Origin of the sequence: Pleomorphomonas sp. PLEO, from assembly GCF_041320595.1 — a bacterium.
GTDB lineage: Bacteria > Pseudomonadota > Alphaproteobacteria > Rhizobiales > Pleomorphomonadaceae > Pleomorphomonas.
Genome location: NZ_CP166625.1, coordinates 4,299,736 through 4,313,062, shown reverse-complemented (window position 1 = coordinate 4,313,062; position 13,327 = coordinate 4,299,736). Strand labels below are relative to the sequence as shown.

11 protein-coding genes and 1 tRNA gene are annotated in these 13,327 nt (G+C 62.3%); 4 read left to right on the top strand and 8 right to left on the bottom strand.

What is annotated here, in order from left to right; translation table 11 throughout:
* The first annotated feature begins 207 nt into the window (after positions 1–207).
* A tRNA-Pro gene (locus AB6N07_RS20000) sits at positions 208–284 on the top strand.
* A gap of 141 nt (positions 285–425) precedes the next feature.
* On the opposite strand, the gene AB6N07_RS19995 is transcribed toward AB6N07_RS20000, so the two are convergent.
* Together AB6N07_RS19995 and guaD are read right to left on the bottom strand one after the other, a co-directional pair.
* A complete protein-coding gene (locus AB6N07_RS19995; RefSeq protein ID WP_370674812.1) occupies positions 426–1,217 on the bottom strand; it encodes a sugar phosphate isomerase/epimerase family protein in 792 nt (263 codons plus the stop codon).
* A 308-nt stretch (positions 1,218–1,525) separates the two neighbouring features.
* Positions 1,526–2,866 carry a guanine deaminase gene (gene guaD / locus AB6N07_RS19990; RefSeq protein ID WP_370674811.1) on the bottom strand — a complete coding sequence of 447 codons (1,341 nt, stop codon included), beginning with the start codon at positions 2,864–2,866 and terminating at the stop codon, positions 1,526–1,528.
* A 142-nt stretch (positions 2,867–3,008) separates the two neighbouring features.
* Here guaD and AB6N07_RS19985 point away from each other — a divergent pair, with 142 nt between their 5' ends.
* Positions 3,009–4,682 carry a formate--tetrahydrofolate ligase gene (locus AB6N07_RS19985; RefSeq protein ID WP_370674810.1) on the top strand — a complete coding sequence of 558 codons (1,674 nt, stop codon included), beginning with the start codon at positions 3,009–3,011 and terminating at the stop codon, positions 4,680–4,682.
* Positions 4,683–4,799: 117 nt separating this feature from the next.
* Positions 4,800–5,189, top strand: coding sequence for a winged helix-turn-helix transcriptional regulator (locus AB6N07_RS19980; protein WP_370674809.1), 390 nt, complete (start codon positions 4,800–4,802; stop codon positions 5,187–5,189).
* Positions 5,190–5,206: 17 nt separating this feature from the next.
* Here the strand turns inward: AB6N07_RS19980 and AB6N07_RS19975 are convergent, their stop codons facing one another.
* From AB6N07_RS19975 to AB6N07_RS19965, 3 genes are all read right to left on the bottom strand, one after another.
* Complete coding sequence (locus AB6N07_RS19975) at positions 5,207–5,515, bottom strand: PilZ domain-containing protein (RefSeq protein ID WP_370674808.1); 309 nt, start codon at positions 5,513–5,515, stop codon at positions 5,207–5,209.
* A 98-nt stretch (positions 5,516–5,613) separates the two neighbouring features.
* A complete protein-coding gene (locus tag AB6N07_RS19970; RefSeq protein ID WP_370674807.1) occupies positions 5,614–6,543 on the bottom strand; it encodes a carbohydrate kinase in 930 nt (309 codons plus the stop codon).
* A gap of 117 nt (positions 6,544–6,660) precedes the next feature.
* Complete coding sequence (locus AB6N07_RS19965) at positions 6,661–7,908, bottom strand: D-amino acid dehydrogenase (protein ID WP_370674806.1); 1,248 nt, start codon at positions 7,906–7,908, stop codon at positions 6,661–6,663.
* 254 nt (positions 7,909–8,162) lie between these two features.
* Here AB6N07_RS19965 and AB6N07_RS19960 point away from each other — a divergent pair, with 254 nt between their 5' ends.
* Positions 8,163–8,753, top strand: a complete 591-nt coding sequence (locus AB6N07_RS19960; protein ID WP_370674805.1) for a DUF1131 family protein — start codon at positions 8,163–8,165, stop codon at positions 8,751–8,753.
* A gap of 52 nt (positions 8,754–8,805) precedes the next feature.
* Here AB6N07_RS19960 and AB6N07_RS19955 read toward each other — a convergent pair whose 3' ends face one another.
* The 3 genes from AB6N07_RS19955 to xylB form a co-directional block, all read right to left on the bottom strand.
* Positions 8,806–10,284 carry a C13 family peptidase gene (locus tag AB6N07_RS19955; RefSeq protein WP_370674804.1) on the bottom strand — a complete coding sequence of 493 codons (1,479 nt, stop codon included), beginning with the start codon at positions 10,282–10,284 and terminating at the stop codon, positions 8,806–8,808.
* A gap of 217 nt (positions 10,285–10,501) precedes the next feature.
* Positions 10,502–11,818 carry a xylose isomerase gene (gene xylA, locus AB6N07_RS19950; protein ID WP_370674803.1) on the bottom strand — a complete coding sequence of 439 codons (1,317 nt, stop codon included), beginning with the start codon at positions 11,816–11,818 and terminating at the stop codon, positions 10,502–10,504.
* Between the two features lie 39 nt (positions 11,819–11,857).
* The gene (xylB, locus tag AB6N07_RS19945; protein ID WP_370674802.1) at positions 11,858–13,321 is read right to left on the bottom strand and encodes a xylulokinase; all 1,464 of its coding nucleotides are present in this window, start codon (positions 13,319–13,321) and stop codon (positions 11,858–11,860) included.
* Positions 13,322–13,327: the final 6 nt, after the last annotated feature.

The window sequence follows — 13,327 nt, the reverse complement described above, 5'->3', positions numbered from 1 at the left end:
GCACGATATAGCCGCAACATGAGCCGACTGCAACAACGCTGCTACGACTTATCACGAGGACGAAGTCTGTCACATGCTGGCAATATCGCAGCGCTGGCGGCGGTTTTGCGAAGGGATCGGGGACGCGCAAAACCCCTGATCCACAAGTGTGATTTTGGGGCTTGCGGAGGCGGGGAGGGGAGGCTATACACCGCCCCACCAACGGTACGGAGTGTAGCGCAGCCTGGTAGCGCACCTGCTTCGGGAGCAGGGGGTCGCGTGTTCGAATCACGCCACTCCGACCATCTTTCCCGCAAATTCAAAGAGTTGCCAGCCGCTTTGCGCGGAGCTTCAGTAAGCCGCCTATCGGCGCGTGAATGCTTTGCCACGTTGCCAAGCAGGCTTGGTTGTGGGGGTAAGGGAAATCGTATCGCAATAACGATGTCTCACCTTGCTGCGAGCGCGGGCTCAGCGGTCGTCATGTTGGTGAAGGTGCGCATGGCATCGATGCTGCGGCGGGCAAAGCGATCGAAATCCGAGGGATTGTCGTGCTCGGCGACGAGCAGCGACGCACCAGTTGCGATCGCCGCTTTCCACAGCTTGGGCCAAGGCACAATGCCCGTCCCGACATCTGCCCAGCCGTCTTCATTGATGCGGCTGCCGCGTGGCGCGACATCCTTGACGTGGACGGCGGCGATGCGGCCGGCGTAGCCCTCGAGCCACGGTTGTGGATCAATGCCGGCAAGAGCCACCCAGGCGACGTCGACTTCGAGGTGCACGGCCGGATCGGCGGCAATGTGCTGGATCGGCATCGACCCGTCTCGAAGTGGCCGAAACTCGTAGTCGTGATTGTGCCAGGCAAAATCGAAGCCACGGGAGCGCAGCAGCCGGGCAATGCCGGCCAGGCGATCGCCGAAGTGCCGCCATTCATCGGTGATGGTTGGACGCACGTCTACTGGCACGAAGGGGCAGACGATCAGTCGCATGCCCAGCGTTTCGGCGATACGGCAGGCGGTGTCCGGGGCATCCTCCAACAGGTGCAGCGAAAAATGTCCGCTTAGGGCCGTAAGATCGCTTTCATCAAGGGATTCGCGGAGCGCCGCCGGATCTTCGTAGAGAATGTCTGTCGGTTCGACATTGGTATAGCCGAGCGCGGCGAGGCGCGGCAGATGATCCGTCACGGGTGGAAACAGCCGCGCCGAATGCAGCTGGATCGAAAACGGCAGGTCTCGCGCCACATTGTCCTCCCTGACCGGCCTTATCGGCAACGGTCGGCATCTCGACTCATGACATTGCGAAAGCCTCCCCTTCCACAATGCCCGACGTGCAATCGAAACGTTGCGAAGATTTCAGTGAAATACGAGGACGTCTGAATACCCAGCTCAACCGCGGGGATCGACCTTCGTTTTTCAAACTTCCAACCGTCTTCAGCAATCGATTTCATAGATGCTAACTTGGGCCATCCCACCGTGGCAAGCTATTCTTTATAGGGGTCGAAAAAACGGCGGAGTACATCCGGACGGCAGGGCGGCGCGCGAATCGGCGGTCAGCTGGCAGCTCGTAGCAGCCCCTGCGGCCGGCCGCCAACGTACACCTCGTGCACATTCCGCTCGCCGCCGAGCGTCATGAGGACGAACAGCTCTTCCTCCAGATCGCAGTTGCCCGCCGCGAGGCGATGCGCCATCGCCGGCGTGGCCGAGCTGTCGAGCACCACGAGATCGGCGTGCGCCCCGGGAGCTATGCGGCCTAGGTCCGGTTCGCCGAGCGCATCGGCGTTGCCGCGCGTCATCAGGTGAAAGGCCTCGATGGCCGAAAGCTTCTGTCCCTTGAGCTGCATCACCTTGTAGGCCTCTGCCGCCGTTGCCAGCATCGAGTAGCTGGTGCCGCCACCAACGTCGGTGGCCAGCGCGATCCGTACGGGATGGGAGCCGCCCTCAAGGCCCTTGTAGTCGAACAGACCAGAGCCGATGAAGAGGTTCGAGGTCGGGCAAAACACGGCGACGGCGCCGCTTTCCGACATGCGCAGGATCTCGCGGGACGTCAGATGGATTGCGTGCCCCATCAAGCTATTAGCGCCGACGAGGCCGTAGTGATCATAGACGTCGAGATAGTCGGCGCGGTCCGGGAACAGGCGCCGCACCGTGGCGATTTCCTCAAGATTTTCCGATAGGTGAGTCTGCACCAGACATTCCGGATGAGCCCGAGCAAGGCTGCCCAACGCTTCCAGTTGTTCCGGTGTCGAGGTGATGGCGAACCTGGGTGTGATGACCACCTTCTGGCGGCCGTGCCCATGCCAAGCAGCAATCAGCGCGGCCGTATCGTCATACGCCGATTGGGCGCTATCGAGCAGATCCGGCGGCGCATTTCGGTCCATAGCCGTCTTGCCGACGAACATCGCGGTACCCCGGCGTTCGCTCTCGGCGAGCAGCGCCTCGGCTGAGCCTTTATGGACTGAGCCGTAGCAGACCGCCGTTGTGGTGCCGTTGCGCAGGAGTTCGTCGATGAAGAAGCTGGCTTGAGCCGCCGCGAAATCCGGATCTCCGTAGCGCGACTCGGCGGGAAAGGTGTACCTCGTCAGCCATTCGAGTAGTTGTTCGCCGTAGGAGGCGATCACCTGCGTCTGAGGGAAGTGAATATGGGTGTCGATGAAGCCCGGCAGGATCAGCTTGCCGGAAAAATCGTGCAGGACGACGCCCTTGCCCCCTACGCGCCCAATCTCGTCGGCGTCGACAACATCGGTCACCCTTCCCCCGTCAATGACGATGACACCATCTTCAAGATAGGTATAGGCGTCCGCGTCGCCGGCCCCTTGCGGGCGCCGCTTGAAGCTCAACACACGACCACGTACCAGAGTGCGGTCAGAAGGAAGTCGATCGGAGAGTGTCAACGGGGGCTCCGTGAGGGAGGGGGAGGGCTAATGCCCATCTCACGGCTCAGAAGAGACGAGATATCCTACCGAGACAATAGAAAAGTCCGATCCGGCTACCTCTTTTCACTTATCGTCCCTGCCGGAAACCATGAGTGCGCCCATGCTTGACGACATCCAGATCGCCCGCGCCGCCCGTCTCAAGCCGATTCAGGAGGTGGCGGATCGGTTAGGCATCCCTGGAGACGCACTGATCCCCTACGGCCGCCATATCGCCAAGATCGAGCATGGTTTCGTGTCCGAGGCCCGCCAGCGGCCGCGCGGCAAGCTGGTACTGGTCACCGCCATAACGCCGACCGCCGCCGGCGAGGGCAAGACGACCACCACCGTCGGCCTTGGCGATGCGCTCTCCCGGCTCGGACGCAAGGCGAGCATTTGCCTGCGTGAGCCATCACTCGGTCCCTGCTTCGGCGTCAAAGGCGGGGCGGCGGGCGGTGGTCATTCACAGGTCGTGCCGATGGAGGCGATCAACCTTCATTTCACCGGCGATTTTCACGCGATCACCGCGGCACATAATCTCCTGTCCGCGCTGATCGACAATCATATCTACTGGGGCAGTGAGCCGCGACTCGACGGCCGACGCATGACCTGGCGGCGCGTCCTCGACATGAACGACCGCATGCTGCGCCATCAGGTCAATGGCCTGGGCGGCAGCGCCAATGGTTTTCCGCGCGAGGACGGCTTCGATATCACCGTCGCCTCGGAAGTGATGGCGATCTTCTGCCTGGCCACCGACCTTGCCGATTTGGAGCGCCGCCTCAAGCGCATCGTTATCGGCGAGCTCGACGCCCGCTCTTATGCCACGGCTGACCTTGTGAGCGCCGCCGGTGCCATGGCGGTGCTGCTGAAGGATGCGCTGCAGCCCAACCTCGTTCAGACGCTGGAGGGCACGCCAGCTTTTGTCCACGGCGGGCCTTTTGCCAATATCGCCCACGGCTGCAACTCGGTGATCGCCACGGAAACGGCGCTCGGTCTTTCCGATGTGGTGGTGACCGAGGCCGGTTTCGGCGCTGATCTCGGCGCCGAAAAATTCCTCGATATCAAGTGCCGCAAAGCGGGCCTGCAGCCCGACGCCGCCGTGTTGGTCGCCACCATTCGCGCGCTGAAGATGCATGGTGGCGTTGCCAAGGAAGATCTCAACGTCGAGAACGTCGCGGCGATGGAAGCTGGCTTTGCCAATCTGGCACGTCATCTGCAAAACCTGCACAAGTTCGGCCTCGACGTGATTGTGGCCATCAACCGCTTCGGCAGTGATACTGACGCCGAGGTCGCCCGTCTCAAGGCGTTATGCGCCGAAGTGGGGGCGCCGGTGGCGCTGGCCACTCATTTCGCCGACGGTGGCCGTGGCGCTGAGGATCTGGCGCAGGCCGTTCTCAAAATCCTTGACGCGCCTCGCCGCCAACCGTTTGCCCTTCTTTATCCGGACGACCTGCCGCTCGCAGCCAAGATCGAGACAGTGGCCCGCGAAATCTATGGCGCCGCGTCCGTCGAATACGACAGCCGTGCCGCTCGCAAGCTCGCCGAGTATGAGGAGCGCGGCTTCGGGGCCTTCCCTGTCTGCATCGCCAAGACGCAGTCGTCGTTCAGTGCCGACCCGCAACGCAAGGGCGCGCCGGTCGGTCATATCCTGCCGGTTCGTGACGTACGCCTTGCCGCCGGCGCAGAATTCATCGTCGCCATCTGCGGGTCGATCATGACCATGCCGGGGTTGCCGCGAGTGCCGGCAGCCAACCGCATTGGCCTTGACGGCGAGGGAAAGGTGGTGGGTCTCAGCTAGGTCATCAAGCACGCTCTTGTGATGTCCGGGCCTGCGGTTTGCGCTTTCGCACCGGGGGCAATGACCCTATTTCATGGGGGCAACGGTATGCTTTTCGAGCGTGATTTGGAGAGTACGATGTCTTTCGACCTAGGGCTTGAGCCACTTGCCGCATCGGGCCGCCTTAACTGCTCGGTCGAGCTGCAGGAGTATCTTTCAGTCGTTCAGCGCGGTCTCAAGGCCATTACCGGCAAGTGGAAGGGCGAGATCATGTGCCTTCTGTCGGAAGGCCCCAAGCGCTTCAACGAGCTGCGACGTGGTATTCCCGGCATCACCCAGCATATGCTGGCCGCGCAACTGCGCGACCTTGAAAAGTCCGGCCTCATCGTTCGTCACGATTATGAGCAGGCGCCGCCACGCGTCGAATACGAGATGTCGGAAGCCGGCAAGGCCCTGCGCACGGTTGGCGATGCTTTGCATGATTGGGCGAAAGCCTACGCGCCAGCCTCTGAGACCAGCGAGCACTAAGCCAAACCGGCGCCGCGCTACATGAAACGGAAGCGGGCGTGCCGGGGGTCGTGGCTCTCATGAATATAGATGGGCTCGCCTGTGAACTGCAGGCCGAGCTCATTTTCGCGTCTCCACATCACTTCGGCCCGGCGTAAGGATTGTTCCGTCGGGTCGAAAATGAAGAAGTCTTGCGGAATCTCGCGAGAATGCTCACAGCGCACGCGCATGCCACCGGAACTGGTGTCCCGCACGACGCAGTCGACGATATAGCGATAGTCGCCATAGACGATCTTCGCTGCCCGGAGCGTCCGCCGCCTTACCCCGTTTCGCTGCTCAACCGACATCACACATGTCCCACCTTGCGGGGAATGTTGGCAGTCACTGGTTAAGATTTGACGAAGCCAGCCTCCGGCTAGCGCCACTACCCGGGCCTCAAAGGCCGTTATCCCTGAAGTTCGGCTCGCCACGGCGGGTTGGCACCGGCCCGCGAACAGGTAATGGCAGCGCAACGCGTGCCGAAGGCGAGGGCGGCGGCGAGTTCGTCGCGGCTGATCGCTTCCAGCGCCGGTCGTGCGATCCGTCCCGCCTCCTTGAGCGCTACCAGGAAGGAGCCCTGGAACGTGTCGCCCGCGCCGATGGTGTCGACGACCTTGGTGACAGGCGCGGGGACCTCGACCCGACCGGCCGTCGGGTGCCAAGCAATAACGCCGTCACCACCACGGGTGACGATGAACAGCGCCGCTCCACCGGCCAGGATTTCCTTGGCCTTGCCCTCGAAGTCGTTGCCGCCGAACAGGAAGTCGAAGTCCATATCGGACATGCGGACGATATCGGCGGTCTTGGCGAACTCGGCCATGCGCGCCGTATAGGCAGCCTTGTCGCGCGTCAGCGTCGGGCGGCAGTTGGGATCGAACGACAGCGTCGTCTTACCCTTCGCCGCCTTGAACAGGGCGAGATACTGCGAAGCGACAGGTTCGTTGATCAGCGTGGTGGAGCCGACATGCAGCGCCTCGATGGCCGGGAAGGGGATGCTGTCGGGACGATAAGTCCACAAGCGCGCGGCGGTCGTCTCGTCGTAGAAGGCGTAATGCGGTTCGTTGTTCACGAAACGGACGAAGGCCAGTGTGGTCTCGTCGTCGGAATGGCGGACGTAGCGTAGCGATACGCCGGAGACCTTGAGGTGATCGGCGATCATCGCACCGAACATGTCGTTGGAAACGCCGCCGACGAAGCCGGTGAGCGCGCCGAGGCGCGACATGGCGACGGCGATGTTGAGGCAGGAGCCGCCGACCGCCGGCACGTAGGCATCCCGGCCGTCGGCCGACTTCACAGGCACGAAATCGATCAGCGCGTCGCCGCAGGCCAGTAACATGTGATTCCCCCGGGTTGCTGGGCACTCCGGTTTCAGTGCTAGCCAATCATCGAAGCGGCTTCAATCTCTCCGATTGGCATGGGGACTACTTCTGATCTGGTTGTGGTGTCCGGCAGGTCAGTAGCGGTCGATGGACAGGTCTCCCGTTTCGATGTCCGGCTTGCGACCGGAAATCAGGTCGGAGAGCGCCCGAGCCGAACCGCAAGACATCGTCCAGCCAAGCGTGCCATGGCCGGTGTTGAGCGAGAGGTTGCCATAGCGCGTAGCGCCGATGATTGGTGTGCCATCCGGTGTCATCGGCCGCAAACCCGACCAGTATTCCGCAGCCTTGAGATCGCCGCAGGGAAAAAGGCTGCTGGCGACGTATTCAAGCGTGTCGCGCCGGGTCGACGGCAGGTCGGTGCTATAGCCGCCAATTTCGGCCATGCCCCCGACACGGAGGCGGCTACCGAGCCGGGTGAGGGCCACCTTGTAGGTTTCGTCGAGCACGGTGGATATCGGAGCGTGCGTCTCGTCGGTGATGTCGGCGGTGAGCGAATAGCCCTTTACCGGATAAACCGGCAGCTTGAGGCCGATGGCCCGGCTGAGGATGGGCGACCAGGAGCCAAGAGCCAGCACGTAGTGATCGGCACTGATCCTGCCCTCAGAGGTGAGAATCGCGCTCACCGCGCCCCCAGAGGTCTCGATGCTGGAGATTGATACGCCATAGCGAAAGCGGACGCCCAACCCCTCGGCGATCTTCGCCAGTGCATTGGTGAAGAGATAGCAGTCTCCCGTCTCGTCAAGCGGCAGACGCAGACCGCCAACGAAGCTGTCCTTCACGGCGGCGAGCGCCGGCTCGGCACTGGCGACACCTTCCCGATCGAGGATTTCGAACGGCACGCCGTCCGCTGCGAGCACCTCTGTGTCGCGGCCCGCATGATCAAACTGCTTCTGTGTACGGAACAGCTGCACTGTGCCTTGCGAACGGTGGTCATAGGCGATGCCGGTTTCCTCGCGCAGCGCGATCAGACATTCGCGCGAGTAGCCGGCGATACGCAGCATGCGCCCTTTGTTGCGGACGTAGGCCGCCGAGGTGCAGTTCATCAGAAGCGACAGCATCCAGGGCAGCACGTGCGGATCGAGCGTCGGCCGGAGAATAAGCGGTGCATGCTGCATGAACAGCCATTTCATGGCCTTGAGCGGAATGCCTGGCGCTGCCCAGGGTGTCGAATAGCCTGGCGAGATCTCACCGGCATTGGCGAAACTGGTTTCGAGCGCCGGGCCGGTCTGACGGTCGTAGACGGTGACCTCATGCCCTGCCTTGGCGAGATAATAGGCGGTGGTGGTGCCGATGACGCCGGCGCCGAGAACGGCAATCCTCATGTGAATAATCCCTGCTTCACAAGTCCCCATGCGGCGAGTGGCCGGCGAAACCACCGTCTTCCGCGGCGTCTCTGGCATCGCGGAGGTCGACTACCGCATGTTTCCGAACTCTAGGAAGCTGGCCGGACCGGGTCCACAGCAAAAAGACCGCGGCTGGCGCTTGGGAGGGTTGCAGGATTCCGAGGTTCCTATCTGCAGACCGTTGTGCTTCTCCCTTCGCTTCATTCGAGAGGGCGCCTGTGCTATCGAAGGGTATGACTCGCATTCGTACCCTCCTGCGCCTGTCCGGCGTGCTGATGTCGGCGGCTCTTGTGGGCTGCTCTCTGCTCGGTTCCGACTCGGACTTCACGCCGCCGCCGCCGCGCGCCGCCACCTTCCGCATCACGGCTGCTGGCGTGCCGGGACTGCCTCCGGACACCGCCTTTTCAAAGAAGGCGATCGAGGCGCTGGAGCCTGGCTATGTCGTCTCGTCGGTGACTATGGCGACCGAGCAGAGCGAGAGCGTATCCGCCCTGGCACTGTTCCGAGAGGGATTGCAGGTACTGCAGGTATTGCCCGGCTCGGGTGGGCGTATCGGTGCGGTCCATGGCGTATCGGAAAGCCTGGTCGGTCCCAATGGCGAACGCATCGGCATGACCTTCCGCGAGACGCGCATGGATCGTGCGTCCTGTCGCGAGGGGCAGGGCAATTGGCTCGCCATGCCGATTTGCACGGCGCATGGTGCCCCCAATGTCACTTTCGTATTTGCCATTCCCGGCTATATTTCGGCCGGTGGCCTGCCCGACGATGCTACGTTGGCCGGTGCCACGTTGCAGCGCATCATCTGGGTGCCACCGGTGGGGTGATCCGCCTTCGCCATCGCGCAGCGGCTGATTTGTCCATGCCGGCGGACGGAGCTTACTCTGCCACGCTCGCTGGTGCGGGCGCCATGGTCTGATCGTTTGCCGCTTGGGCTGGATCAAACGGCTTTAGCTCGGCGAGATCGCCGATGATATCCGGAAACTGCGCGGCGATCGTCTTGCCCACATAGGCCTGCGGGTTGGAATGGGTTTGGGACTTTGCTTCCCAACCCCATACGAGGTCTCGCGCCCTGACGAACGCCCCTATCAGATTGTGCTTTTCAGCAAGTCCGTGCTGAAAAAATGCGCTTCCGAAATAGGTCCATCTGTTGGTGTCGTTGCAGCCAAATGAGACGTTTTCCGCCGACGCCGCGGTAAACACCGCCGAACGGTCATCCGAGAATAGCGGAACGAAGATGCCCGAGTGGCAGGCGGAAACAATGATGATGCGGTTCTTGATGCCGGCCCGATCCAGGGCGAACCTCAAGTCGAGCGGCCGGATCAAGCTTTGATGCGCATGCGGTCCATTCAGCGAAACGCCAATGGAGTTGCCGTGTGACGTGATGAACAGCACCAAGGCATCGCGCTCGGAATTCATGCGCGCGCCGACGGCATCAATGGCTCGCGAGAGTGTTTCGAGTGTCGCCACCGGCGTATTGAAGGTTTCTTCGCCGTTGACCAACCGGATAGCGTGTGGCCCCACCTGAAATAATCTGTCGAGAATGCCGGCCGCTGAGCCACTCTCACGATCAAACACCGCCTGCGGCATACCGCCCACCGAGATGGAAAATAGGGTCGGCTTGTCGGGATCCGCCGGGGCGATTTGAGCAAGGCTGCGGGTTGTCACCGAGGCCAGTTCCCATTCTGACCGATACCAGGTTTCTTCCGCCGCTTGCGCGGTCTCCGGATCGACATCCTCGGCCTCCTCATCGGAGGACAAGAGGTCGTCAAGTCGCGCCCAGATCGTGCGAGGCGCTGCGTTGGCGTAGGCCTCGGAGTAGAACACTGGCTCGAAGTGGATGACGAAAGGCGTGGCGGCGCTTACGGCGAAAAGGCCCAACGTCACGAGAATAGGGCGGCGCCAGTGGAACGGATCATAGGAGCGGACGACAATAACGGGGACGAGCAGTAGCCAGATGATTGGCAATTGTGTGATCGCGATGAAACCCAAGTAGGCAATCGAGCTACCATTGCTTCCAGTCCATCCGACAATTTTCAGGAAAAGATAGAGAACTATTGAGAGTGCGATCTGGACAACGGTTAGTCCCCACGCCGTAACGGCCGTCATGGGAAGAGAGTTGGGGCTGGCGAAAAACGCCAAGGCAGCCAGAACGTAGAGAGCATTGCTCGCGATCAGAACAACGAGCCCGTATTCACTGAAGCTCCAGTTCGCCTGCGAAATCAAATACTGGGCGGGCAGATCGGTTGCGACAAGCGCGAAGAATCCCAGGACGACCGGGATCGTCCCTATCGGAGCGTCATAAGGATCAAACCTGCGAAAAGACAGACAACGCAGGGCTGCACGCAAGAAAGCCATGTTCGCCCAGCCTCCGATCCTTCAGTTGCAACGAAATAGATGGCTTTGGCGACTTTGTGCAACCAATAGTATTTTCTATAGTAAACACAGTGGTTCATGCGCGCCGCTTCCCCGTAAATCGTGGAGGGGCGGCGCATTGGTGTGTCGTGACGGCAGTCAGAAAAAAGCGGCCGGGCTTTGCAGCCCGACCGCTTCGCTTTTCGAATAAGATCGCCAATCAGCAGAACTGGTTGACGATTGCTTCCAGCTGTTCCTGCTTGCCGCTCTTCGGCTCGGGATTGATGTTGTTCTTGGCAACATAATCCGTGAGGTCTTCAAGCGAACGCTTGCCGGCGAGAATGGCCTGGCCCTCGGCACCCTTCCAGCCCGCATAGCGCGCCTCAAGGTTCTTGGCGAGACGTCCGTCCTCAATGATGGCGGCGGCGTTGAGCAGGGCCTTCGCAGCGGCGTCCATCGAAGCGGCGTGAGCGATGACCAGATCCTCCGGATCGATCGACTGGCGGCGGACCTTGGCGTCGAAGTTGAGGCCGCCGGTGGTGAAGCCGCCCGCCTTGATGATCTCAAGCATGGCCAGCGTCAGCTCGGGGACGTTCATGCCGAACTGGTCCGTATCCCAGCCGAGACGGTCGTCGCCGCGGTTGAGATCGACCGAGCCGAAGATGCCGAGAGCACTGGCGAGCGCCAGCTCGTGCTCGAAGCTATGACCGGCCAGGATGGCGTGGTTCTGCTCGATGTTGACCTGGACTTCCTTCTCGAGGCCGTAGGCCTTGAGGAAGGAGAACACCGTGGCGACGTCAAAGTCGTACTGGTGCTTGGTCGGCTCCTTCGGCTTCGGCTCGATCAGGATGGCGCCCTTGAAGCCGATCTTGTGCTTGTAATCGACGACCATGGTCAGGAAGCGACCGAGCTGGTCCTGCTCCTGCTTGAGGTCGGTGTTGAGCAGCGTCTCGTAGCCCTCGCGGCCACCCCACAGCACGTAGTTCTGGCCGCCGAGTTCCTTGGTGATGTCGAAGACGTTCTTCACCTGCGCCGCCGAGTAGGCGAACACGTCCGGATCGGGGTTGGAAGCAGCGCCGCCCATGAAGCGACGGTTGGAGAACAGGTTGGCGGTGCCCCACAGGAGCTTGATGCCCGTCTCTTCCTGCTTCCTGGCGAAGATGTCGGCGATGGCGCGGACATTCTTGTTGGACTCGGCGAGAGTCTTGCCTTCCGGCGCCACATCGCGGTCATGGAAGCAGTAGAAGGGCACACCGAGCAGCTGGAACAGGTCGAAGGCGACGTCAGCCTTCACCTTGGCCAGCTCCAGTTCGTCGGAACCGTTGAACCACGGACGCAGGAAGGTGCCGTTGCCGAACGGGTCACCGCCGCCCCAGGCGAAGGAGTGCCAGTAAGCAACGGCGAAGCGCAGATGATCCTCCATGCGCTTGCCGAGCACGACCTGGTCCTTATTGTAGTAACGGAAGGCGAGCAGGTTGCGGCTTTCCGGGCCTTCGTATTTGACTGGCTTGATATTGCCCCAGAACGGATGGGTCATCGTCTTTCCTCTTTTTTGAACTCTGTCACCGATGAAAAATCACGCAAGCGCATTCCGTATGGCGGGATAGAGCGCGCGATACTTGGCGTAGCAGTCGGCATAGGCGGCAACGAGCGCCTTGTCCGGCTCGACGGTGCGGGCGATCGGCGGCGGCGTCAGCGTCTCAAAAGGATCGTCGCCGGTGGCGGCGATGCGGCCCAGACGGGCGGCACCGAAACCGCCGCCGTAATCGCCTTCGGCGGTGATGTCGAGCGGCCGGTCGAGCACCGCCGCCATGATTTGCAGCCAAGCTTCCGAGCGCGAGCCGCCACCGACCGCAAAGGCCCGGTCGATGTCGGTGCCGGCGTCGTTGAGCACGCGCAGACAGTCGCGGAAGGCGAAGGCGACGCCCTCGAGCACGGCTTGCGTCAGCTCGGCACGGCCGGAGGTGTGGCTCAAGCCGACGAATACGCCACGAGCGGCGGCATCGTTGTGTGGTGTGCGCTCACCGGACAGGTAGGGCAGGAAGGTGACCGGCGACGGCTTGGCCGGCTTCGGGTCGAGCCCCTTGGTCAGCTCCGGCGCCGGTGTTTCCAGCAGGTGCGACAGCCACTGCAGACTGTCGGTCGCCGACAGGATGACGCCCATCTGGTGCCAGGTGCCGGGAACGGCGTGGCAGAAGGCGTGCACGGCACCCTCGGTGTTGGGCGAGAACGAGGCGTTGGAGACGAACAGCACGCCCGACGTGCCAAGCGAAGCGAAGGCGGCGCCAGGCTTGACGGCGCCCATGCCCACGGCGCTCGCCGCGTTATCGCCGCCGCCGCCGGCCACCACCGGCGCCTTGGAAATACCCCAGCGGGAGACCAGCTCGGCGCGCAGCGCACCCGAGGACTCCGTACCCTCGACAAGGCGCGGCATATGATCGAGCGAAAGGTCGGTCGCGGCCAGCAACTCCTTCGACCAGGCGCGCTTGCCGACATCGAGCCATAGCGTGCCGGCGGCGTCCGACATGTCGGATACGTAGTCGCCAGTCAGCCAGAGCCGGACATAGTCTTTCGGCAGCAAGACCTTGGCTGTCTTAGCGAAAATCTCTGGCTCGTGCTTCTTCACCCAGGCAAGCTTGGGCGCGGTGAAGCCGGGCATGGCGATATTGCCGGCGATGGCGCGCAATTCGGGGCAGCGGGCCTCGAGCTCGCCGCACTCGGCGGCCGACCGCACGTCGTTCCAGAGGATGGCCGGGCGGAGCGGCTTGTCGGCCTTGTCGAGAAGCGTCGCGCCGTGCATCTGGCCGGAAAGGCCGATGCCTGCGACGGCCGAGAGTTCCTTTGGATGGCTTGCCTTCAACTGGTCGATGGCCTCTCGCGTCGCGGTAATCCAGCTGTCGCCGTCCTGTTCGGACCAGCCGGCATGCGGTCGTGACACTTCGAGTGAAGCCGAGGCCGTGGCGATGATTTTCTCGCCGTCGCCGACGAGGACAGCCTTCACCGACGATGTGCCGATGTCGAGGCCGAGATAGGTGGTCATGGGCTC